The sequence below is a fragment of the Bradyrhizobium septentrionale genome (genome assembly GCF_011516645.4).
GTDB classification, from domain to species: Bacteria; Pseudomonadota; Alphaproteobacteria; order Rhizobiales; family Xanthobacteraceae; genus Bradyrhizobium; species Bradyrhizobium septentrionale.
In genome coordinates this window covers 8276676-8298485 of sequence record NZ_CP088285.1, presented here as the reverse complement: position 1 = coordinate 8298485, position 21810 = coordinate 8276676, and the positions used below count along the sequence as shown (strand labels likewise).

Here is a 21810-nt window from a genome sequence, read left to right as displayed (position 1 = left end):
TCCGTTGATCCTCGATCGCTTGCCGGGAGCCAAACCATGCGCACATCCCTCCTGCTTACCGTCTTGACCTTCGGCGTCGCCGGACTGGCAAATGTGACGCCCGCCGGCGCCCGGGATTATCCCTGGTGTGTGCAGGGAAGGGGCGTCGGATATCCCGGCGATTGCATGTACCAAACGCGCGCCCAGTGCCTCGCGTCGGCATCTGGAAGGAACGTGATTTGTGGCGTCAATCCTCGCGCAGCATTCGGCCAGCAGCGGCGGGGATATCGCGACCGATATTGATGCTCCGGCTCCGGCGGCCCAGCGATCCTTCGAATGATCTGCAGAAGGTGTCCCGTCTGCTGTTCAGCGAGCAGACGGGACCTCAGGGGCTACTTGTTCTCGGACTGTTAGGTCGTGCTGGCCCGATCGCTCGGACAACTGGGAGGGTGGCGGAGGCAACGATTGGTTGTATGCGAGCTGGAGCAGTTCGGCTTGGGGCACATTTTATGGCGGCGACGGCAACGATCTGATCGAGGGCGGCAATACCGTCAGCACGAACCACGAGTTCGGCGGCGCCGGCGATGACTACGTCTTTGAGAACCAGGGCGGTCTGACCATGCAGTCCCATTACATCGACGGCGGTCCCGGCCGCGACGCCCTGTATGGCTCGAACGGCAGCGATACGATCTTCGGCGGCGACGGCAATGAGAGTGGTGCCAGTATCAACGCGGTCGGCTTCGGCGCGGCGCCGGGCCTGTACGGCTACGCCGGCAACGACATCCTGGATGGCGGCCGCGGCAATCACCTGATCTTTGGCGGTGACGGCAACGATATCACATATCGGCACCGGTAACGATACTTCGTATGGCGGCAACGGCAGCGATACGCTGGTCGGAAATGACGGCACCGATCTGCTCGAAGGCGATGCCGGCGACGACTGGATTTACATGAGCGCCGGCGACCTCAGCAACGCCTACGGCGGAACGGGCAATGACGTCTTGATCGCCACCCAGGGCTCGGTGGTCATGAACGGCGACGACGGCAACGACGTCATGTACGGCTTGGGTGGCAACGACTATTTCTACGGCGGCAATGGCGACGACACCATGTACGGCGGTGACGGCGTCGACGTTCTGCTCGGCGGCGCCGGCAACGATTATTTCGATGGCGGCACCGGCGTGAACTATTATTTCGGCGGCGGCAACAACACGTTCGTCTCCAACGATGTGCCTGGCGTCGAAGTGGTTCAGGACTTCAACGCTGCCACCGATACCGTGCAGCTGAACGGCACAGGCTTCAGTTCGTTTGCAGACGTGCTGTCGAGCTCCTACCAGAACGGCGCCTACTTCGTCATCCAGGTCGACGGCGACACCGCGGTCTGGCTGAACGGCGCGACGGCAGCCACGGTGACGGCGGCGAATTTCTCGATCGTGTCGTAGCTGCTCACGCGTCATCGAAAGTGCATTGGAAAACGGCGACCCCGCAAGGGGTCGCCGTTCGCACATTCGTGGCCGAGGCGGGGATCGCGGGCGCAACCGAAAGAAGGACGCGGGAGCGGGGATACGCTAGGAGCTTGTCTGGATAGTCGCTGTTCAAATCTGGTCGGGTCTGATTCAACATTGGGCGATGAGCAAGTATTTTCGGCCTTGGAACATCGATCAGACGCTGCTTCTGCCGCCGAATGTGCAGGACTTCGTGCCGAAAGGCCATGTCTCGCGGTTTATGGTTGATCTGGTGCGGGAGAGCCTCGATCTCAGGGAGATCATGGGCAGCTATGTGAGCGGGCTTGGGCAGCCGCCGTTTGATCCGCGGATGATGGTGGCGCTGCTGCTGCATAGCTATGCGAGTGGGCTGTATTCGTCGCGTCGGATTGCCAAGGCCTGCCGGGAGCGGAACGATTTTGTGATGATCGTGGCGCTGGATGCGCCGGATTTTCGGACGATCAGCGACTTTCGCAAGCGACATTTGAAGGCGCTCGGCGCGCTATTCGTGCAGGTTCTGAAGTTGTGCGAGACGGCCGGGCTGGTCAAGCTCGGTCATGTCGCGCTGGATGGTACGAAGATCAAGGCGAACGCGTCGAAACACAAGGCGATGAGTTATGAGCGCATGAAGAAGCGCGAGGCGGAATTGAAGGCCGAGGTCGCTCGCATGCTGGCGGCCGCCGAGGCGGCGGATGCCTCGGAGGATGAGACTTTCGGCAACAGCGACGAACTGCCGGACTGGACCGTCGACAAGCAGAAACGGCTGGCGAAGATCCAGCAAGCGATGGCGGCGCTGGAAGCGGACGCCAAACTGGCGGCGGAGGAAGAGCGCCGCATCGAGGCCGAAAAGGAACAGCAGCGCCAGGCCGAAGGCCGCAAGAAGCCGGGCAAACCGGCGGCGCTGCCATCGGAGGAACCCAATCCCAAGGCGCAACGCAACTTCACCGATCCGGAAAGCCGCATCATGAAGTCGAAGGATGGCTTCGTTCAGGCCTATAATGCCCAGGCGGCCGTCGATGCACATGCCCAGATCATTGTCGCGCAAGAACTGACCCAGCACGGCAGCGATCAGGGCCAGTTGGTGCCCCTGATCGAGGCCATCGAGAGCAATCTTGGCCGCAAGCCGCGGCAGGCCTCAGCGGATTCCGGCTACTGCAGCGAAGCCAATCTCGAAGCGCTCGACACACGCAGCATCGATGGCTATGTCGCGCCCGGACGCGCCAAGCACCCGACAGTAGCGAACGGAAAAGTCGGCGGCCCGCTGACACAGGCCATGCGAAAGAAGATCGACGATGGCGGCTTCGAAACACCCTACCGATTGCGAAAGCAAGTGGTGGAGCCGGTGTTCGGGCAGATCAAACAGGCAAGAGGCTTCCGCCAGTTCCTGTTGCGGGGCATCGAGAAAGTGCGCGCCGAGTGGACAATGATCTGCACCGTCCATAACCTCCTCAAGCTGTTCAACCTCGCAAACGCAGCCTGAGCCTGCTACTCTACAACAAATGCCCGTCACGAAAACATATCTGGACGGGCTCCTAGGGGCAAGCTTTCACGTTGCTCGTCAGGGAGGTCATCTGTGATGCTGCCTTGGCGAGTGTTACTATTTCATAGCGATCTTTAGTTGATCGGCTCGACGTTCGGCCGGATCGTTGAAATCCGCCATTTGAAGCTTTGGAGCTGTTCTGCGATCGTTCCGCGCCGGCGGCCGGCGGCTAAGCTTCTGTGGCCTAGGTCGAATTTCGCCGTGGCCCCATTTGCTCCATCGAGGCGTCGCGGTTTTGCCGCGCCGCGTTCGCTATGCCCCAACTCTGTTCATATACCTTACTAGGTAACACAGGCGTCATTTGTTCGCGGTCTGTTTCGGTTTTTGGACCGATTGTGTATCCGAGATGATTATACCTCCTCATGGCCGAGGCTTGCCCGCAGGCGTCATGACGGGGTCCGTCAACGCCCGTTTTAGCTGTTCGGCCTGTTCCCTTGTCAGCTTCTCGGCGAGGCTGTGATCCCGCAACAGCGCTGGCCCCTTGCGTTCTCGATCATACACCATCCAGCCGGTGCTTCCTTGCCGAACGAGGAACCTGGTCTGGCCAGTTGCTGTGTCACTCAATGATACCGCCGATCTGCCGAATACAATCCGCCGATTAATTCTCCGATCCGCGGGCCAGTCATTAAACTGTGCGACTCTGGCTCGCTTCTATTACGACATCGTATCGGCAAAATCGTTCAACTCGAATGCTCCTAAATCACGGCATACGCCGATCAATATAACGGCACCTCAGCTGGGCGTGCGGTCGTATCGTCCTTTCGTCTAATCCCATCCGAAGTGCTATTCACTTTGTGCCACGCGCAGCAAGAGAGCGAGGCAGATTGCTCGTTGCCGTGTGATGCTGGTTGTGGCGTCAGCTGTGCCGACCCCGACGAGGCCTGGCCGCGAGCCGCTCGAAACAAAGCAAGCGAAAACCGACCGGTGAGGTGCGGCGATTTGCAGCACACGGTAGCCGCGCCCTCCGGCTTGCCGAAGACTGTGGCGAATGGTCGCTAGGGGTGCGCAGACGCGTGATCGGCGAGCGATTCCTTCCCTGACGGAACGGCGCTCTTCGATTGGCGCTGCGACCACGTGCCCGGATGCAGCCCACGATCAAGGGCTGCATCGGCAAATTCAGGAGGAAGCCCCATGATCTCGTCCCACATGCGCCTGTTCGGCGCGGTCGTCGCGCTATTGCTTGGGGCGAGCGGTCCGGCGCCCGCGCAGCAGCTCGAGCTCAAGCTGATGGCGCCGGCGGCGCCCGGCGGCGGCTGGGATCAGACCGCGCGTTCGATGCAGCAGGCGCTGGTCGCGGCCGGTGTCGCGCGCAGCGTCCAGGTCACCAACGTTCCCGGCGCCGGCGGCAGCGTCGGCATTGCGCAGTTCGTCAACGGCGCCAAGGGCGACGGCAACCAGATGATGGTCAACGGCTTCGTCATGGTCGGCGCGCTCGCCATGAACAAGTCGCCGGTGACGCTGGATCAGGTGACGCCGATCGCGCGGCTCACCGAGGAGATCCAGGTCATCGTCGTGCCGGCGAACTCGCCGATCAAGACGGCGCAGGATCTCGCGGCCGCTGTGAAGGCCGATATCGCCAAGGTGACCTTTGCCGGCGGCTCGGCCGGCGGCGTCGACCACGTGATGGCAGCGCTGTTCGCCGGTACGGTCGGCGCCGATGCGAAGAAGATCAACTACATTCCGTTCTCCGGCGGCGGCGAGTCGCTCGCTGCGATCCTCGGCGGCAAGGTAACTGCCGGCATTTCCGGCCTCAGCGAGTACGACGGCCAGATCAAGGCCGGCAAGCTGCGCGCGCTCGGCGTGACCTCGGCGAACCGTTTGCCCGGCGTCGACATTCCGACCTTCAAAGAGCAGGGCATCGACCTCGTGCTGGCCAATTGGCGGTCGGTCGTGGCGCCGCCCGGCATCACGCCGGAGCAGCGCAAGGTGCTGAGCGACGCGGTCGAGAAGATGGTGAAGTCCGATGCCTGGAAGGAGATCCTGAAGCAGAAGGGCTGGGATGACGCCTATCTCGGCGGCGATGCCTTCGTGGATTTTCTCAAAAAGGAGATCACGCGTGTCACCGAGGTGCTGAAGTCGGTCGGCCTCGTGAAGTCATGACGCCGGACAGCGCTGCCGACAATCTGCCGCGCGAGCCGGCACGGCGCGTCGATCGCGCCGGCGTCGTGATCGCGGCCGCGCTCGCTGCACTCGCTGCGATGCTGGTGTGGGACGCCAGCAAGCTGCCTGCTACCACGATGTACGGAATGGGGCCGGAGGCGATGCCTGTTGTCATCGCCATCGGCCTTGTCATTCTTGCGGTCGGCAATCTCTTCGATGCGCTGCGCGGCAACCTGCCGCCGCGCGAGAGCATGGACCCGAAACCGGTGTGGCTGATCATCGGCGGCCTTGCGCTGCTGATCGCCATCATCGGCTTCGGTGGCGGATTCATTTTGGCCACCTCGGCGCTGTTCGTGACCACATCGGCTGCCTTCGGCCGGCGCGCGATCCTGGCTGACACCGCGATCGCGCTTGTGATCACGACGCTGGTCTACCTCGCGTTCGACAAACTGTTGACGCTGAGCCTTCCCGCCGGCCCGCTGGAGCGACTGCTGTGATGGACACTTTCGCCGCGCTGGCGCATGGCATGGCGGTCGCCATGCAGCCGATGAATCTGCTCTATGCGCTGATCGGCGTGTTCCTCGGCACCGCGGTCGGTGTGCTGCCGGGCATCGGTCCGGCGCTGACGGTCGCGCTGCTGCTGCCGGTGACCTACAAGCTCGATCCCGGCGGCTCGCTAATCATGTTCGCCGGCATCTATTATGGCGGCATGTATGGCGGCTCGACCACCGCGATCCTGATCAACACGCCGGGCGAGAGCGCGTCGATGGCGACCGCGCTCGAGGGCAACAAGATGGCCAAGGCCGGCCGCGGCGGCCCGGCGCTGGCGACCTCGGCGATCGGCTCGTTCGTGGCCGGCACCATCGCCACCATCGGCCTCGCATTCCTCGCACCATGGCTGGTCGATTTCGCTGTGCGATTTGGGCCGGAGGATTACTTCGCGCTGATGTGCGTCGCCTTCGTCACGGTGTCGGCAACCTTCGGCGACTCGCCGGTCCGCGGCCTCACCAGCCTGTTCATCGGGCTGACGCTCGGGCTCGTCGGCATCGACAAGCTGACCGGTCAGGCGCGGCTTGCGTTCGGCATCCCCGAGCTGCTCGACGGCGTCGAGGTGACGACGCTGGCGGTCGGCCTGTTCGCGGTGGGCGAGGCGCTCTATGTCGCCTCGCGCCGCCATCACGCCGAGGAGAAGCTCGAGCCGGTGCGCGGCTCGCTGTGGATGACGAAAGAGGACTGGCGGCGGTCGTGGAAGCCGTGGCTGCGCGGCACGATGTTCGGTTTTCCGATCGGCGCACTGCCGGCCGGCGGCGCGGAGATCCCGACCTTCCTGTCCTATTCCACCGAGCGGCGGCTGACAAAACATCCGGAGGAGTTCGGCAAGGGCGCGATCGAAGGCGTCGCCGGACCGGAGGCCGCCAACAACGCGTCCGCCGCCGGCACGCTGGTGCCGCTGCTGACGCTCGGGCTTCCGACCTCGGCGACCGCAGCGATGATGCTGGCGGGCTTTCAGCAATACGGCCTCAATCCGGGGCCGCTATTGTTCGCGGAGCGGCCCGATCTGGTGTGGGGCCTGATCGCGAGCCTGTTCATCGCCAACGGCATGCTGCTGGTGCTCAATCTGCCGCTGGTCGGGCTGTGGGTGCGGCTGCTCGCGATCCCGCAGCCGTGGCTGTATGCCGGCATCCTGGTGTTCGCCACCATGGGCACGATCGCGGCCAAGCCGTCGGTCGTCGAGCTGTCGATGCTGGCGGCGTTCGGCGTGATGGGCTTTTTGATGCGGCGGTTCGATTTCCCGATCGCGCCCGTCGTGATCGGGTTGATCCTCGGGCCGATCGCCGAAAGCCAGCTGCGCCGCGCGCTGGCGATCAGCCTCGGCGATCCCATGGTGCTGCTGCAAAGCCCGATGTCGGCGACACTGCTGGGCATCGCGCTGATCGCGCTGCTGGCGCCGTTCGTGCTCAAGGGATTGGGGCGGTTCAGGGCGAGCGAGGACTAGACCGCGGCATGACAGACTGTAAAAGGCCCGCTCCGGGGCTCGCATTTCGGAGCGGGCCAGTCTGGGCACGGCAAATGTTGCCGCGGCGCGAACCTAGCGCGACTAGCTGACACCATCCTGACGACGGCCGAAAAAGAGAGGCGGCTGAACGCCGCCGCTTTGTTTCCAGGGTTTTCGTGAACTGAATGTTCAGCTCACCATTTGTAGCCGAGGCTCGCCGTGATGCGGCGGCGATCGCCGTAGTAGCAGGAGCTGATCGTCGCGCAGCTCGCGACATAGATCTTGTCCGTGACGTTCACGACGTTGAGCGCCGCACGCCAGTGGTTGTCCCATTCGTAATGCAGGGCAAGATCGCCCAGCACGAAGGCGGGGACGCGCGCGGTGTTCGCCTGGTCCGCAAAGGACGAGCCGACGTAACGGATGCCGCCGCCGAGGCCGAAGCCGCGCAGCGGGCCGTCGCTGAAGGTGTAGTCGGTCCAGACCGAGGCGAGCTGCCGGGGCGTGTTGGTCGGCACGGTGCCGATCAGCGCGGGGTTGAGGTCCTTGCTGACGAACAGCTCGTAGTTGGTGTAGCTCGCAACCAGCTTGAAGTCGCGCGTGATATTGGCGACCGCCTCGAGCTCGACGCCACGCGAGGTGACCTCGCCGTTCTGGGTCTGGAACAGGGTGTTGTTCGGATCGGTGGTCAGCGCGTTCTTGCGCTTCAGGTCGAACAGCGCGACGCCGAACCGTGCATTGAGCCCGACCGGCTCGTATTTGACGCCGACCTCGGTCTGCTCGGAGGTCTCCGGCAACAGCAGCTGGCCGGCCGAATTGGTGCCGATCACCGGATTATAGCCCGTCATGTAGGAGACGTAGGGCGCGACGCCGCTGTCGAAATTGTAGATCGCGCCGACGCGGCCGGAGAACTTGCTGTCATCACGGCTCTGCGAGGCGCCGATCCGGTTGCTGTTGTTGAGATCGACCCAATCCTGGCGTCCCGACAGCACCACGGTCAGGCGGTCGAGCTTGACCTGGTCCTGCAGATAGACCGCGGCCATCCCCTGGGTGAGATAGGCGTTCTGATACAGCGGGCCGCTATACGGCAGATTGGTGCCGTAGACCGGATTGAGCACGTTGAGGTTCGTGCCCATCCCAAAACCCTGGCGGTCGTCGATGCCGTAATATTTCAGGTCGACGCCGGCGAGCGCCGTGTGCTGCAGCGCGCCGGTCGCGAAGCGATATTCGAGCTGGTTGTCGAGATTGAGCTGCGTGGCGATGCCGCGGGTGTAGAAATTGCCGCGCGTGATGTCGGCGGCGGCCGGCGTCGTCGCGTAGCCGAGCCCGTAGAGGCCGGCATAATAGACGTCGACATGGGCCATGCGCGCGTTCTGGCGGAAGTCCACGCTGTCGGAGATGCTCTTCTGGAACTGGTAGCCGACCATCTCCTGGTCGCGGCGGAACTGGTCGACGCTGGGATCGCCGACGAACAGGCTGGTCGCGATCCGGCCGAACGGCGCGTTGGTGACGGTGCCGACATAGGGCAGGAAGTTCAGCGCGCGGGTGTTGCTGTGCGAGGCCATGCCGAACACGGTGAGGCTGGTGTCGGCATCGGGCCGCCAGGTCACCGACGGGGCGAAGAAGAAATTGTTGTCGTAGACATAGTCGGTCTGGGTGCCGCCGCCCTGGGCCTGGCCGACCAGGCGGTACTGCACTTGCCCGCCGCCGGGCTGCGCCGCCGCGCCGCCGATGTCGAACTGGGTATAGGCGTTGCCGAAATTGTTGATGCCGGTCTCGATGTAGCGGATGGGCTCGGCCGACGGTAGCTTGCTCACCGCGTTGACGAGGCCGCCCGGCGCCGAGCCGCCGTACAGGATGCCGGACGGGCCGCGCAGCACCTCGACGCGTTCGAGATTGAAGGGCTGCAGCTTCCAGCTCGCATAGGAAGTGTAGAACAGCTGCAGGCCGTCGAGGAACAGCGACTCGTTCTGCGCGGGGAAGCCGCGGATCAAAAACCAGTCGTTGCGGAAGTCGGCGCCGTAGGTGCCGCCGACCACGCCCGGCGTATAGCGCAGCACCTCGTCGAACTTGCTGACGATCTTCTGGTCGCGGATCTGCTCGGCGCTGATCACCGTCACCGATTGCGGCGTCTGGATGATCGGCGTGCTGGTCTTGGTGCCAACAGCGCTCTGCCGCGCCAGATAACCGGTGACCGGACCATTGGCGCGTTCGTGTCCGCCGCCTGCGCCGGCCGCTTGCTGCGCGATTTGTGGCTGAGCTCCCGAAGGCGCGGTCGTGGCACGGCGCGCGGCACTTCGCGCACGCGCGGTGCGTTGCGAGGGCTGTTGCGATCGCGCCGATTGGCGGTGCGGCGCTTCGACGGTCACGGACGGCAATTGCGTCTGGGCGAAGACCTCGTCCGCACCAACGACCGAAAGCGCCACCGTTGCCGAAACAGCGAGCTGCCTCGACCCAATCCACCTGCACGACATTTATTCCACGCTCCGTAAAAAATTCTCGAGCGAGTCGTTATCACGATGATTCTTGGGAACAGCCTGCGCGCGGTTAGAAGCTATCGAAGCTGCGCGCAAAGCGCGTGTGTGTGACCGGGAGACAACGGAGTGCGACGGACAATTGCACGCGTCGCGTGAGTGCTTTGAATCGATCCAGTGTTGAACGACTCAAAAATCGAACGATTCAAAATCGTCTCGCATCCGGCAACGTGATCCGCCGGATTGCCGGCGGGTTCTGGCCGGCGCCTTCAACCAACATGGTTGGCAAGTTCGACGGCTTGCCGGCCGCGAAACGCGCACGACGCGGCGTAAGCCACCGCGTCGTGCCAGCTCGGTCAGTTTGCGATCGCTTTGAGATGAAGGCGGACGCCCTCACTGGCCTGCTCGATCGCTGCTTCAGTGGCAGGCTCGTTGCGCAACGCATTCAACAGCATGAAGTCGTGGATCGTTCCGTTGTAGCGAGCGGCATCCACCTTCACGCCCGCTCGCTTGAGCTTCCTTGCGTAAGCCTCGCCCTCATCGCGCAGGGGATCGTTTTCCGCGGTGACGACAAGGGCCGGCGGCAGTCCCTTGAGCTGGTCCAGGCTTGCCCGCAGCGGTGAAACATACGGGTGGTTGCGTGTCTTCTCATCCGGTGCGTAGAGATCCCACCCGTACTTCATGAATGCGCGCGCAAGGAAGCGGCCGTTCGCGAACTCATGATAGGATGCGGAGTCGACGGTGGCGTCCGTGGCCGGAACGAAGAGGACCTGGTAGCTGATTTTCGGTCCATTGCGATCCTTGGCCATGAGCGTCAATGCAGCAGTCATGTTGCCACCGACTGAATTGCCGGCAACGGCGATCCGGCTTCCATCGGCACCAAACTCGCCGGCATGCTCGGCGACCCATTTCAGTGCTGCGTAGCTCTCCTCCAGTTGCGTCGGGAATTTGGCCGCCGGCAACGGACTGTATTCGACGAACACGCCTATCTGCCCTGAACCGACGACGAGGTCTCGCAGCAGGCGCTGGTGGTTTTGGAAGTTGCCGACGATCCAGACGCCGCCATGGATGAAGAGCAGCACTCCCGGCTTTCCGCTCACGTTCTCCGGCTTCATGACGTAAAGCTTCACGGTGCGTCCATCCTGGGTGATGGTCCGCTCGCTCGTAGTGACGCCGGACAAGTCGACAGCCGTCTGCGACTGGAGCGCGGTGAGAATCTCCTGTGGCTTCGGCTGGGGCAGCTGCCAGAAGGGGCTGCTGTCCTTGTTGATCTCGGTCAGGAACGACCGAATTTGCGGATCGATACGCGCATCAGTGGCGGCATTCGGGGCTGCGGCCGCGACGTGGCTCATCAGGCTCGCCACGGTGATTGCGGATGCGATTTTCGACAGGCGGTTCATTGGGTGGTCCTTTTGATTGCGTGCTATTGTATTGCGCGCGATCTAAATGCCATTGCGATCCATGCGCGGTCAAGCGCTTGCGATTAGATAGCGCGCGATCTATATTCACGACTGCGTGAGAAAGGACCGCCATGCCCAAAGACGACGGCGCCCCGGAAGGGGCCTTAAACCTGGATGACTTCCTGTGCTTTGCGATCTATGCCGCCGGCCACGCTCTCAACCGCATCTACAAGCCTCTGCTCAGAGAACTTGGCGTCACTTACCCGCAGTACCTGGTGATGGTGCTGTTGTGGGCGAGGGATGATCAGACGGTCAGCAGCCTGGGAGAAAAGCTATTTCTGGATTCGAGCACGCTCACGCCGCTGCTCAAGCGGCTGGAGGCACTTGGCCACATCGAACGCAGCCGCGACCCCTCCGATGAGCGCCAGGTGCGGGTGCGCCTCACCAAAGCGGGGCGGGCGCTCCGCGCGAAGGCAGTACGCGTCCCGGCTTGCATCGATGAGGCCACCGGCCTGACGCCGGAGGGGATCCGGCGGCTGCAAACCGAAATCAAGACCCTGCGGAAGACACTGGACAGCCGTCACGTCACGTAAGCGACAGTTCCTTGGTCCGCGCCCGTGGTGCCCCTCCCAATCCCCGCCATCCCCACCATATCTGGCATAATTGACCGCAGGGGACCGCAACCGCTTGGCCATTTTGGGGTGATGTGATAACGCTCTGAAACCAGCTTCGACCGCCACTCGTGACCGTCCGCATCCTGCCTAAGGGCTTGCGGCGGTGGAGATATTTCGCCGATGACCTCGTCCTCCAAAACCGCTTCCGCGCCCGATTCCTTCTTCACGGCTGGTCTCGCCGAGGCCGATCCCGAGATCGCCGCCGCGATCAAGGGCGAGCTCGGCCGGCAGCGCCATGAGATCGAGCTGATCGCCTCGGAAAACATCGTCAGCCGCGCCGTGCTGGAGGCGCAGGGCTCGGTGATGACCAACAAATACGCGGAGGGTTATCCGGGCGCGCGCTACTACGGCGGTTGCGAATGGGTCGACGTCGCCGAGACCCTGGCGATCGAGCGCGCCAAGAAGCTGTTCGGCGCAGGCTTCGCCAATGTCCAGCCGAACTCCGGCAGCCAGATGAACCAGGCGGCGTTTCTGGCGCTGCTGCAGCCCGGCGACACCTTCATGGGTCTCGACCTCGCGGCCGGCGGCCATCTTACCCACGGCTCGCCGGTCAACATGTCCGGCAAGTGGTTCAAGGCCGCGCACTACACGGTGCGCCGCGAGGACCAGATCATCGACATGGACGAGGTCCAGAAGCAGGCCGAGCAGGTCAAGCCGAAGCTGATCATCGCCGGCGGCTCGGCCTATTCGCGCGCTTGGGACTTCAAGCGCTTCCGCGAGATCGCAGACTCGGTCGGCGCGTATCTGCTGGTCGACATGGCGCATTTCGCGGGCCTCGTGGCCGGCGGCGTGCATGCCTCGCCGGTGCCGCACGCCCACGTCACCACCACGACGACGCACAAGTCGCTGCGCGGCCCGCGCGGCGGCCTGATCCTCACCAATGACGAGACGCTGGCGAAGAAGCTGAACTCGGCGATCTTCCCCGGCCTGCAGGGCGGCCCGCTGATGCACGTGATCGCGGCCAAGGCGGTGGCGTTCGCGGAAGCGCTGCGGCCCGACTTCAAGGTCTACGCCAAGAACGTCGTCGAGAACGCCAAGGCGCTGGCGGAGACGCTGCACAGCCACGGTCTCGACATCGTCTCCGGCGGCACCGACAACCACCTGATGCTGGTCGACCTCAGGCCGAAGGGGCTGAAGGGCAACATCTCGGAGAAGGCGCTGGTGCGCGCCGCCATCACCTGCAACAAGAACGGCATCCCGTTCGATCCCGAAAAACCGTTCGTCACCTCGGGCCTGCGGCTCGGCACGCCGGCTGCGACCACGCGCGGCTTCGGCGTCGCCGAGTTCAAGCAGGTCGGCGGTATGATCGCGGAAGTGCTCAACGCGCTTGCGCAGTCGCCGGACGGCAAGGCGCCGCTGGTCGAGGCCGCGATCAAGGAACGCGTCAAGGCGCTGACCGATCGCTTCCCGATCTACTAGTAGAGTTCGCTCGTAAGGGTCTCGTCGGATGCGTTGTCCGAGCTGCAATTCTCTCGATACGCAGGTCAAGGACTCGCGTCCGACCGAGGACTCCGCTGTCATCCGCAGGCGGCGCGTCTGCATGGCCTGCAACTTCCGCTTCACGACCTTCGAGCGGGTGCAGCTGCGCGAGCTGACCGTCATCAAGCGCAACGGCCGCCGCGTGCCGTTCGATCGCGACAAGCTGGTGCGCTCGCTGCAGATCTCCTTGCGCAAGCGCCCGGTGGAGTCCGAGCGGGTCGAGAAGATGGTGTCGACGATCGTGCGCGAGCTCGAAAGCGGCGGCGAGGCGGAGGTCTCCTCGGAGGCGATCGGCGAGATCGTGATGGAGCATCTGCGCCAGCTCGACGACGTCGCCTATGTGCGGTTCGCCTCGGTCTATCGCAACTTCCGCGAGGCCAAGGATTTTGAGGCCGTGCTCGACGAACTGACCGGCGAAGAGGATCCGCGGGTCGCAACGTTGCGCAAATGATCTTCCGCATTCTGGAAGACCAGTTCGCGCAGAAATCCAAAGACGCGAAAACTGCCGATCTGCGCTTCATGCAGCTTGCACTCGCCCTCGGCCGTCGCGGGCTCGGGCGGACCTGGCCCAATCCGGCGGTCGGCGCCGTCATCGTCAAGGACGGCGTGATCGTCGGCCGCGGCTGGACCCAGCCAGGCGGCCGCCCCCATGCCGAGGTCGAGGCGCTCCGGCGCGCCGGTGACGCCGCGCGTGGCGCGACGCTCTATGTCACGCTCGAACCCTGCTCGCATTTCGGCCGCTCGCCGCCCTGTGCGGATGCCGTGGTCGCGGCCGGGCTTGCCCGCGTGGTCTCCGCGATCGAGGATCCCAATCCGGAAGTCGCCGGGAAGGGGCACGCCAAGCTGCGCGCCGCCGGGATTGCGGTCGATGTTGGGCTGTGTGCGGCGGAGGCCGCGCGCGACCATGCCGGACACTTCCGCCGCATCCGCGACAAGCGCCCGCATGTGATCCTCAAGCTCGCGGTGTCCGCCGACGACAAGATCGCAGCCGGCGGCCACCGACCGGTTGCGATCACCGGCGACGCGGCACGGAGGCGCGTGCATCTGTTGCGCGCGCAGTGCGATGCGATCCTTGTCGGTATCGGCACGGTCAGAGCCGACGATCCGCTCTTGACCTGCCGGTTGCCCGGCATGGCGGCGCGCTCGCCGGTGCGGGTGGTGCTGGATCGCGCGCTGCGCATCTCAGGCGACAGCCGCCTGGTGCATTCGGCGCGCGCAACGCCGCTCTGGGTGATGACCTCTGATCTTGCGGAGGCGCCGGCCGCAATGAAGCTTGGTGCTGCCGGGGCAGAGGTGATCCGCGTTGCATCCAGCGCGCCCGTGGGGCTCGACCTGCCGGCGGTGTTGCATGCGCTGGCGGAGAAGGGGATCACGCGACTGATGATCGAAGGCGGCTCGCGCGTGGCAAATTCTTTCGTGGCAGCCGGTCTTGTCGATGAAATCTGGCTGTTGCACGGACCTGATACGATCGGCGCCGACGGCGTTCCCGCGCTGGACGCATTGCCGCTCGACGCAATCACGCAGTCGCCGGGCTTCAAGGTTCGTGCTAGCGAAAGCCTCGATAACGACAGTCTCACTATCTACGAGCGTGCGTAATGTTTACCGGAATTGTCACCGATATCGGTGAGATCACCAGCCTGAAGCCGGTAGCGCAGGGGCAGCTGCATCGGATGCGGATTGCCTGCGACTACGACCAGACCACGATCGCCGACGGCGCCTCGATCGCCTGCAACGGCGTCTGCCTCACCGTGGTCGCCTCCGGCACGGCTGACGGCAAGACCTGGTTCGACGTCGATGCCGCCGCCGAGACGCTCGGCATGACCACCGCCAAGGACTGGGCGCAGGGCGGCCGGCTCAATCTCGAGCGCGCGCTCAAGATCGGCGACGAGCTCGGCGGTCACATCGTGGCCGGGCATGCCGACGGCATCGCCACCATCGTCAAGCGCGACGATCTGCCCGACATGGCGCGGTTCGACCTTCGAACCACCCGCGAACTGGCGCGTTTCATCGCGGCGAAGGGATCGGTCACGCTGGACGGCGTGTCGCTGACCGTGAATACGGTCGACGACGTCACGTTTTCGGTGCTGATCATCCCGCACACGCTTGCCGTCACCACCCTAAGCGGCTGGAAGGCCGGCAGCGAGGTCAATATCGAGGTCGATCTGATGGCCCGCTACGCGGCGCGGCTGTCGGAGATGAAGTGACGGCGGCTTCGCCGGGCATTGCAACCAAGATCGACGTGGTTGCTTGGTTGTCCAGCCGGGGCAATTCCAGCCCGATGGCCCATGCGTTGTGAGCCAAGCCGACCTGAAAAATCGGGCTGTTTGCGGTGACATCCGGGCCGCTATTGCCCTTGGCTTTGCCGTCCGCTGCGCCTAAAACGCAGCACAACTCTTCCCCAAGTTCCGATTGGTATTGCAATGGCTGACGCGCGGCGCGCACCCCTGAAGGACCAGACCGACATCACAGGCGCTCGCGTTCTGATCGTCGAGGCACGGTTTTACGACGACATCCAGGATGCGCTGCTGGAAGGTGCGCTCGCCGAGCTGAAGACCGCGGGTGCGACCCATGACGTGATCACGGTGCCGGGCGCGCTGGAGATTCCGGCTGCAATCGCGATTGCGATCGATGCGGCGGCGGCGAACGGCAAGCCCTATGACGCGGCGATCGCGCTCGGCTGCGTGGTGCGCGGCGACACCATCCATTTCGAGATCGTCTCGCAGGAGTCCTCGCGCGGATTGATGGATCTGGCCGTGAGCCGGAAATTCCCGCTCGGCAACGGCATCCTCACCGTCAACACCGAGGCGCAGGCCTGGGCGCGGGCGCGCGCCAGCGAGTTGAACAAGGGCGGCGACGCGGCGCGCGCGGCGATTGCGATGCTGCGGATCAAACGCCGCCTGGCAAAGGCCTGACCATGGCTGACAGCAAGAAGCCCGCGAAAGCCCCCGACCGGAAAGCCAACCGGCGCGGCGCGGCGCGGCTCGCGGCCGTGCAGGCGCTCTACCAGATGGACATTGGCGGCGCGGGCATCAACGACATCTTCGCCGAGTTCGAGAGCCACTGGCTCGGCAACGAGGTCGAAGGCGAGAAATATCTGCCGGCCGAAGCGGCGTTCTTCCGCGATGTCGTCTCCGGCGTGGTGCGCGACCAGGCCAAGCTCGATCCCCTGATCGACGAGGCGCTGTCGAAGGGCTGGCCGCTGAAGCGGATCGACGCGATTTTGCGCGCGGTGCTGCGCGCCGGTTCCTACGAGCTCGAACATCGCAGGGACGTGCCGGGCCGCGTCGTGGTGTCCGAATATGTCGACGTCGCGCATGCCTTTGTCGAGAAGGACGAGACCGGCATGGTCAACGCCGTGCTCGACCAGATCGCGCGCCAGTTCCGCGGCGACGAGTTTGTGCGGGGCTGAACCACGTCTCCGCCGTCAACACCCGCGCATGCGGGTGATCCAGTACGCCGCGGCGGTTATTGGCAACAACAGCTTCCGCGGCGTACTGGATCGCCCGGTCAAGCCGGGCGATGACAGTTGAGGGTAAGGCGCGCGACATGACAGAGCGTCACGACAATCCCTCCGGCGAAGACTCCGTCATCGCGCGCTATTTCAAGCCGCTGGCGAGCGATCCGGGTGCGTTCGGGCTCGACGATGATGCCGCTGCGCTGCGGGCGGCCGGCGAGGACATCGTGGTCACCACCGATGCCATCGTCGAGGGCGTGCACTTCCTCGCCGACGATCCGCCCGACACGCTGGCGCGCAAGGCGCTGCGGGTAAACCTCTCCGACATCGCGGCCAAGGGCGCTGCGCCGGCGGGCTTCGTGTTGACGCTGGCGCTGCGCCGCGCCGAGGAGGCCTGGCTCAAGCCGTTTGCCCAGGCGATCGGCGAGGACGCCGCCCATTACGGCTGCCCGCTGCTCGGCGGCGACACGGTGTCGACGCCGGGGCCGCTGATGATTTCGATCACCGCATTCGGCCGGCTGCCGCAGGGCAAGATGGTGCATCGCGCAGGGGCAAGGGCCGGCGACCGCCTGTTCGTGACCGGCACGATCGGGGATGCCGCGCTCGGCCTCGATGTGCTCCAGGGCGGTCCGGTCGCGGCTGATCTGGCGGACGATGCCGCCGGCCGGGATTTTCTCGCGGCCCGCTACCGTGTGCCGCAGCCGCGCAACGCATTGGCCAATGCCGTCCGTACCCATGCCAGCGCGGCGATGGACGTCTCCGATGGTCTCGCCGGCGATCTGGCCAAGCTTTGCGCAGCCAGTGGTGTGACGGCTGTGATCAACGCGCCGAGCATCCCGTTATCGTCGGCGGCCGCGGGGCTGCTCGCGCGCAAGGCGATCGGGTTTGAGACCCTGGTGGCCGGCGGCGACGATTACGAGATCCTGTGCGCGGTTCCGGGCGATCGCGTGGACGCCTTTGTGCGGGAGGCACGGCAGGCCAAGGTCGCGGTGACCGCCATCGGCGGCCTGATTGCAGGCTCATCGCCGCCAAGCTTCCTTGACGGACAGGGCAGGGAACTGGCGCTGAAGCGGCTGTCTTACAGCCATTTCTAGAACCGCTGCGCCTGACGGCGCCGATTCTCCTTCTAAATAGCTGCCGATATCGGCGTTTTCGGCCACAGGTGGCGTTGCGCAGCGGTAACGATTTTGGCAAGGTCGCGCCCGATTTGAGGCAATCGGTTCTTGGGGAGGATTGTCCTCGCAAAATAAGCGCCTGCCGCCCCCTAGCGGCACAAGAAGGCGCGGGGGTTACATCAAGGATCTGAGGCAACATGACAGCTTTATGGTTGATTGTGCTCTGCGGGGCGCTTTCCATCGTCTACGCGATCTGGGCGACGCAGTCGGTCTTGAACGCGGATGCGGGCAATGCCCGCATGCAGGAAATCGCGGCCGCGGTGCGCGAGGGCGCACAGGCCTATCTGCGGCGGCAGTACACCACGATCGGCATCGTCGGTATCGTGATCTTCGTGGTGCTGGCCTACTTCCTCGGCCTTCTGGTGGCGATCGGCTTTGCGATCGGCGCCATCCTGTCGGGTGCGGCCGGCTTCATCGGCATGAACGTCTCGGTGCGCGCCAACGTCCGCACCGCGCAGGCAGCGACCACCTCGCTCGCCGGCGGCCTCGAGCTCGCCTTCAAGGCGGGCGCGATCACCGGCATGCTGGTTGCCGGTCTGGCGCTGCTCGGCGTCACCATCTACTTCATGATCCTGGTCAAGTTCATGGGTCTGGAGGCCGGCAGCCGCACCGTGGTCGACGCCATGGTGGCGCTCGGCTTCGGCGCCTCGCTGATCTCGATCTTCGCCCGTCTCGGCGGCGGCATCTTCACCAAGGGGGCTGACGTCGGCGGCGACCTCGTTGGCAAGGTCGAGGCCGGCATCCCCGAGGACGATCCGCGCAACCCGGCCACCATCGCCGACAACGTCGGCGACAATGTCGGCGACTGCGCCGGCATGGCGGCCGACCTGTTCGAGACCTATGCGGTGACCGCGGTCGCCACCATGGTGCTCGCCGCGATCTTCTTCGCCAAGACACCGATCCTGGTGAACATGATGACGCTGCCGCTCGCGATCGGCGGCATCTGCATCATCACCTCGATCATCGGAACCTTCTTCGTCAAGCTCGGTGCCAGCCAGTCGATCATGGGCGCCCTCTACAAGGGCCTGATCGCCACCGGCGTGCTGTCGCTGGTCGGCGTCGCGCTGGTCATCAATTGGCTGATCGGCTTCGGCAAGCTCGATGGCGTCGACTATACCGGCATGGCGCTGTTCGAGTGCGGCGTGGTCGGTCTGGTCGTCACCGGCCTGATCATCTGGATCACCGAATACTACACCGGCACCGACTATCGTCCGGTGAAGTCGATTGCGGCGGCGTCCGTCACCGGTCACGGCACCAACGTGATCCAGGGCCTCGCGATCTCGATGGAGGCGACAGCCTTGCCCGCGATCGTCATCATCGCCGGCATCCTCGTCACCTACAGCCTGGCCGGCCTGTTCGGGATCGCGATCGCGACCGCGACCATGCTGGCGCTGGCCGGCATGATCGTCGCGCTCGACGCCTTCGGTCCGGTCACCGACAACGCCGGCGGCATCGCCGAAATGGCGGGCCTGCCGAAGGAAGTGCGCAAGTCGACCGACGCGCTCGACGCAGTCGGCAACACCACCAAGGCGGTGACCAAGGGCTACGCGATCGGCTCCGCCGGTCTCGGTGCGCTGGTGCTGTTTGCGGCCTATAACCAGGACCTCAAATTCTTCATCAGCGACTCCGCCAACCACGTCTACTTCAAGGGCGTCAATCCGGACTTCTCGCTCAACAACCCCTACGTCGTGGTTGGTCTGCTGTTTGGCGGCCTGCTGCCGTATCTGTTCGGCGCGATGGGCATGACGGCGGTGGGACGCGCCGCCAGCGCAATCGTTGAAGAGGTGCGCCGTCAGTTCCGTGAGAAGCCCGGCATCATGCAGGGCACCGACAAGCCGGATTACGGCAAGGCGGTCGACCTGCTGACCAAGGCAGCGATCAAGGAGATGATCATCCCGTCGCTGCTGCCGGTGCTGTCGCCGATCTTCGTCTACTTCGTGATCTATGCGATCGCGGGCGGCGGCGCGGCCGGCAAGTCGGCGGCATTCTCCGCGGTCGGCGCCATGCTGCTCGGCGTCATCGTCACCGGCCTATTCGTCGCGATCTCGATGACCTCGGGCGGCGGCGCCTGGGACAACGCCAAGAAGTACATCGAGGACGGTCACTACGGCGGCAAGGGCTCTGATGCCCACAAGTCCGCGGTGACCGGCGACACCGTCGGCGATCCCTACAAGGACACGGCCGGCCCGGCGGTGAACCCGATGATCAAGATCACCAACATCGTGGCACTGTTGCTGCTGGCGGTTTTGGCGCACTAAGCAGCGCAACCAGATTGAATGCAGAACCCCGCGGTGCGAGCCGCGGGGTTCTTGTTTTGCAGGGACTTCGTTCGGTGTACTGCCGAATTGATCGGCTATCCGCCAACGATATCCGCCGAGAACCAGATGCCAACAAAACGGAGATCAATCGATGTCGCTCTCATCCGCACGGAACTATGCGCTCCGCGCCTCCAAGTCGCAGGATCAGAAGGAGGCCATCGAGCTGCTGTCGAAGGCGATCCTGGAACTGGCGATGTCGATTGAAGCAACCGACGCCAAGATCAAGAAGATCAACAAGTCTTCGTAGAAATCGCAGGGCGGACTAGCGATGCGTAATCCGCCAATAGGTCTGACCGCGGCGGCGGATTACGCCTGAGCCTGTCATCGGGCCGCGCTTCGCGGGACCCGGTGGGCTAATCCGCCCCACGGCGCTGTCGCTCCCCGCAGCGACGCCGGGCGATCCGCGCGTACTGAACCCTAGGTGCATGATCTGCGACAAACCTGCGGTGCAGGCCGTGGGTTTTCCGCCATGAAGTTCGAGATGACCAAATGCAACCAGTGCGGCAGCGAGATGCCGATGGGTGTCGATATCTGTCCAAGCTGCGGCAAGCTGCAGGTCGGTATCAGCAGGCTCGGTACCTACCAGCCTCGGACGATGCTCGCCGTCGGGCTGACCGCGGCGGTCCTCCTCATCTTCAACTGGTTCAAGACCCCGGCGCCGCACCCGGGCAGCCAGCTCACTTCACCTCCATCTGCAAGCCTTCCTTCTCGATGATCGCGGCGAACTTCTTGGTTTCCGCATCGACGAAATCGGAGAACTGCTGCGGCGTGCCGTAGTCGGCACGCGCGCCCATGCCGGCGACATTCTTCTTGATGTCGTCGCGCTCCAGCATTGCCTTGATCTGCCGGTTCAGCTCGTCGAGCACGGGCGCCGGCGCGGTCTTCGGCAGGAACACGCCGAACCAGGACGAGACGTCGAATTTTGCCAGCTCCGGCGCGCCCTCGCGCATCGTCGGCAGGTCGGGTGCGGATTCGCTGCGCTCGGGCGTCGTGACGCAGAGCCCGTTGAGCTTGGCGTCCTGCACCTGCGGCAGCGACGGATACAGATTGTCGAACAGGATCTGGATGTCGCCGGCGAGCCCGGCCTGCAGCGCCGGGCCGGCGCCGCGGAACGGTACGTGCGTCATCTTCAGCCCGGTGAGCTGCAGGAACCAGGCGCCGGTGAGGTGAGGGCTCTGTCCGGTGCCGGATGAGCCGTAGGTCAGCTTGTCGGGATTCTGCTTCAGATAGGCGATCAATTCGGGGATCGATTTGAGCCCCGTCGATGGATGCGCCGAGACGATGTTCGGAATCCGGATCATGTTGGAGACCGCCTGCAACTGGTCGGCCTTGTAGGTCAGGTTCCTGAAGATGCTGAAGGCGATCGCGTTGGGGCCGGGATTGCCGATCAGGATGGTGTGGCCGTCGCCCTTGGCGCGGGCGACCTCCGATGTGCCGATGGTGCCGCCGGCGCCGGAGCGATTCTCGACGACCACCGACTGGCCCCAGATCGGCTGCAGATGCGCGGCGAGCAGCCGCCCCATCACGTCCGTAGAGCCGCCGGCTGCTGCCGGCACAATGATCCGAACCGTCTCAGACGGCCGCCAGTCGCCGGCGCCAAGGCTGGCGCGCGGCAGGATCGCTGCCGTCGAAAGGGCCGCAGCCCCCGCAAGTACGCCTCGGCGAGAAAGATATCCCTTGGTCAATCCCCTGGTCACGACTTCGCTCCCTGCATGATTTTATTTTGCAGGGAGCGTAGGC

21 protein-coding genes are annotated in these 21810 nt (G+C 64.4%); 18 read left to right on the top strand and 3 right to left on the bottom strand.

From position 1 onward, the window contains the following. Positions 1-36 precede the first annotated feature (36 nt). The 7 genes from HAP48_RS41430 (at position 37) to HAP48_RS41400 (ending at position 7099) form a co-directional block, all read left to right on the top strand. The gene (locus HAP48_RS41430) at positions 37-282 is read left to right on the top strand and encodes a DUF3551 domain-containing protein (protein WP_166205524.1); all 246 of its coding nucleotides are present in this window, start codon (positions 37-39) and stop codon (positions 280-282) included. 166 nt (positions 283-448) lie between these two features. Beyond that, a complete protein-coding gene (locus HAP48_RS41425) occupies positions 449-835 on the top strand; it encodes a calcium-binding protein (RefSeq protein WP_166205523.1) in 387 nt (128 codons plus the stop codon). Then, positions 801-1421 carry a calcium-binding protein gene (locus HAP48_RS41420; RefSeq protein ID WP_166205522.1) on the top strand — a complete coding sequence of 207 codons (621 nt, stop codon included), beginning with the start codon at positions 801-803 and terminating at the stop codon, positions 1419-1421. The genes HAP48_RS41425 and HAP48_RS41420 overlap by 35 nt, the downstream gene beginning before the upstream one ends. Positions 1422-1608: 187 nt before the next feature. Beyond that, positions 1609-2943: an IS1182 family transposase gene (locus tag HAP48_RS41415; protein ID WP_166202952.1), complete on the top strand. Its 1335-nt coding sequence runs from the start codon at positions 1609-1611 to the stop codon at positions 2941-2943. Positions 2944-4134: 1191 nt separating this feature from the next. Beyond that, positions 4135-5103 (top strand): tripartite tricarboxylate transporter substrate-binding protein, encoded by a 969-nt coding sequence (locus HAP48_RS41410; protein ID WP_166205521.1) that lies wholly within the window; start codon positions 4135-4137, stop codon positions 5101-5103. Continuing rightward, positions 5100-5600, top strand: coding sequence for a tripartite tricarboxylate transporter TctB family protein (locus tag HAP48_RS41405; RefSeq protein ID WP_166205520.1), 501 nt, complete (start codon positions 5100-5102; stop codon positions 5598-5600). The genes HAP48_RS41410 and HAP48_RS41405 overlap by 4 nt, the downstream gene beginning before the upstream one ends. After that, a complete protein-coding gene (locus tag HAP48_RS41400) occupies positions 5600-7099 on the top strand; it encodes a tripartite tricarboxylate transporter permease (protein ID WP_166205519.1) in 1500 nt (499 codons plus the stop codon). The genes HAP48_RS41405 and HAP48_RS41400 overlap by 1 nt, the downstream gene beginning before the upstream one ends. 194 nt (positions 7100-7293) lie before the next feature. On the opposite strand, the gene HAP48_RS41395 is transcribed toward HAP48_RS41400, so the two are convergent. After that, positions 7294-9570 (bottom strand): TonB-dependent siderophore receptor, encoded by a 2277-nt coding sequence (locus HAP48_RS41395; RefSeq protein WP_166205518.1) that lies wholly within the window; start codon positions 9568-9570, stop codon positions 7294-7296. Positions 9571-9926: 356 nt separating this feature from the next. After that, positions 9927-10970 (bottom strand): alpha/beta hydrolase, encoded by a 1044-nt coding sequence (locus tag HAP48_RS41390; RefSeq protein WP_166205517.1) that lies wholly within the window; start codon positions 10968-10970, stop codon positions 9927-9929. Between the two features lie 131 nt (positions 10971-11101). On the opposite strand from HAP48_RS41390, the gene HAP48_RS41385 reads away from it, so the two are divergent. The 11 genes from HAP48_RS41385 to HAP48_RS41335 all read left to right on the top strand — a co-directional run bounded on the left by HAP48_RS41385 (position 11102) and on the right by HAP48_RS41335 (position 20785). Further along, entirely contained in the window at positions 11102-11563 is a 462-nt protein-coding gene (locus tag HAP48_RS41385) for a MarR family winged helix-turn-helix transcriptional regulator (protein ID WP_166205516.1), read from the top strand. Positions 11564-11764: 201 nt separating this feature from the next. Then, a complete protein-coding gene (gene glyA, locus HAP48_RS41380) occupies positions 11765-13063 on the top strand; it encodes a serine hydroxymethyltransferase (RefSeq protein ID WP_166205515.1) in 1299 nt (432 codons plus the stop codon). A 28-nt stretch (positions 13064-13091) separates the two neighbouring features. Next, positions 13092-13574, top strand: coding sequence for a transcriptional regulator NrdR (gene nrdR / locus HAP48_RS41375; protein ID WP_029081130.1), 483 nt, complete (start codon positions 13092-13094; stop codon positions 13572-13574). Next, entirely contained in the window at positions 13571-14719 is a 1149-nt protein-coding gene (ribD, locus tag HAP48_RS41370; protein ID WP_166205514.1) for a bifunctional diaminohydroxyphosphoribosylaminopyrimidine deaminase/5-amino-6-(5-phosphoribosylamino)uracil reductase RibD, read from the top strand. Before nrdR ends, ribD begins: the two co-directional genes overlap by 4 nt. After that, entirely contained in the window at positions 14719-15327 is a 609-nt protein-coding gene (locus tag HAP48_RS41365) for a riboflavin synthase (RefSeq protein ID WP_166205513.1), read from the top strand. The genes ribD and HAP48_RS41365 overlap by 1 nt, the downstream gene beginning before the upstream one ends. Positions 15328-15543: 216 nt before the next feature. Further along, positions 15544-16035, top strand: a complete 492-nt coding sequence (gene ribH, locus HAP48_RS41360; protein WP_166205512.1) for a 6,7-dimethyl-8-ribityllumazine synthase — start codon at positions 15544-15546, stop codon at positions 16033-16035. A gap of 2 nt (positions 16036-16037) precedes the next feature. Next, the gene (gene nusB, locus HAP48_RS41355; RefSeq protein WP_166205511.1) at positions 16038-16532 is read left to right on the top strand and encodes a transcription antitermination factor NusB; all 495 of its coding nucleotides are present in this window, start codon (positions 16038-16040) and stop codon (positions 16530-16532) included. Between the two features lie 137 nt (positions 16533-16669). Next, positions 16670-17671 (top strand): thiamine-phosphate kinase, encoded by a 1002-nt coding sequence (gene thiL, locus HAP48_RS41350; RefSeq protein WP_166205510.1) that lies wholly within the window; start codon positions 16670-16672, stop codon positions 17669-17671. A 218-nt stretch (positions 17672-17889) separates the two neighbouring features. Then, the gene (locus tag HAP48_RS41345) at positions 17890-20010 is read left to right on the top strand and encodes a sodium-translocating pyrophosphatase (protein ID WP_166205509.1); all 2121 of its coding nucleotides are present in this window, start codon (positions 17890-17892) and stop codon (positions 20008-20010) included. A gap of 151 nt (positions 20011-20161) precedes the next feature. Then, positions 20162-20317 carry a hypothetical protein gene (locus HAP48_RS41340; RefSeq protein WP_165123933.1) on the top strand — a complete coding sequence of 52 codons (156 nt, stop codon included), beginning with the start codon at positions 20162-20164 and terminating at the stop codon, positions 20315-20317. Between the two features lie 222 nt (positions 20318-20539). Continuing rightward, entirely contained in the window at positions 20540-20785 is a 246-nt protein-coding gene (locus HAP48_RS41335; RefSeq protein WP_166205508.1) for a hypothetical protein, read from the top strand. Here HAP48_RS41335 and HAP48_RS41330 read toward each other — a convergent pair. Then, positions 20748-21755 carry a Bug family tripartite tricarboxylate transporter substrate binding protein gene (locus HAP48_RS41330; protein WP_166215622.1) on the bottom strand — a complete coding sequence of 336 codons (1008 nt, stop codon included), beginning with the start codon at positions 21753-21755 and terminating at the stop codon, positions 20748-20750. The genes HAP48_RS41335 and HAP48_RS41330 overlap by 38 nt on opposite strands. Positions 21756-21810 lie beyond the last annotated feature (55 nt).

What these genes read in the sequence shown, in the direction of transcription:
- HAP48_RS41385 (WP_166205516.1), top strand. Translation starts at nt 11,102, where the DNA reads ATGCCCAAAGACGACGGCGCCCCGGAAGGGGCCTTAAACCTGGATGAC.
- glyA (WP_166205515.1), top strand. Translation starts at nt 11,765, where the DNA reads ATGACCTCGTCCTCCAAAACCGCTTCCGCGCCCGATTCCTTCTTCACG.
- HAP48_RS41345 (WP_166205509.1), top strand. Translation starts at nt 17,890, where the DNA reads ATGACAGCTTTATGGTTGATTGTGCTCTGCGGGGCGCTTTCCATCGTC.
- nusB (WP_166205511.1), top strand. Translation starts at nt 16,038, where the DNA reads ATGGCTGACAGCAAGAAGCCCGCGAAAGCCCCCGACCGGAAAGCCAAC.
- HAP48_RS41365 (WP_166205513.1), top strand. Translation starts at nt 14,719, where the DNA reads ATGTTTACCGGAATTGTCACCGATATCGGTGAGATCACCAGCCTGAAG.
- ribH (WP_166205512.1), top strand. Translation starts at nt 15,544, where the DNA reads ATGGCTGACGCGCGGCGCGCACCCCTGAAGGACCAGACCGACATCACA.
- HAP48_RS41390 (WP_166205517.1), bottom strand. Translation starts at nt 10,970, where the DNA reads ATGAACCGCCTGTCGAAAATCGCATCCGCAATCACCGTGGCGAGCCTG.
- HAP48_RS41340 (WP_165123933.1), top strand. Translation starts at nt 20,162, where the DNA reads ATGTCGCTCTCATCCGCACGGAACTATGCGCTCCGCGCCTCCAAGTCG.
- thiL (WP_166205510.1), top strand. Translation starts at nt 16,670, where the DNA reads ATGACAGAGCGTCACGACAATCCCTCCGGCGAAGACTCCGTCATCGCG.
- HAP48_RS41415 (WP_166202952.1), top strand. Translation starts at nt 1,609, where the DNA reads ATGAGCAAGTATTTTCGGCCTTGGAACATCGATCAGACGCTGCTTCTG.
- HAP48_RS41400 (WP_166205519.1), top strand. Translation starts at nt 5,600, where the DNA reads ATGGACACTTTCGCCGCGCTGGCGCATGGCATGGCGGTCGCCATGCAG.
- HAP48_RS41395 (WP_166205518.1), bottom strand. Translation starts at nt 9,570, where the DNA reads ATGTCGTGCAGGTGGATTGGGTCGAGGCAGCTCGCTGTTTCGGCAACG.
- HAP48_RS41430 (WP_166205524.1), top strand. Translation starts at nt 37, where the DNA reads ATGCGCACATCCCTCCTGCTTACCGTCTTGACCTTCGGCGTCGCCGGA.
- HAP48_RS41405 (WP_166205520.1), top strand. Translation starts at nt 5,100, where the DNA reads ATGACGCCGGACAGCGCTGCCGACAATCTGCCGCGCGAGCCGGCACGG.
- ribD (WP_166205514.1), top strand. Translation starts at nt 13,571, where the DNA reads ATGATCTTCCGCATTCTGGAAGACCAGTTCGCGCAGAAATCCAAAGAC.
- HAP48_RS41410 (WP_166205521.1), top strand. Translation starts at nt 4,135, where the DNA reads ATGATCTCGTCCCACATGCGCCTGTTCGGCGCGGTCGTCGCGCTATTG.
- HAP48_RS41335 (WP_166205508.1), top strand. Translation starts at nt 20,540, where the DNA reads ATGAAGTTCGAGATGACCAAATGCAACCAGTGCGGCAGCGAGATGCCG.
- nrdR (WP_029081130.1), top strand. Translation starts at nt 13,092, where the DNA reads ATGCGTTGTCCGAGCTGCAATTCTCTCGATACGCAGGTCAAGGACTCG.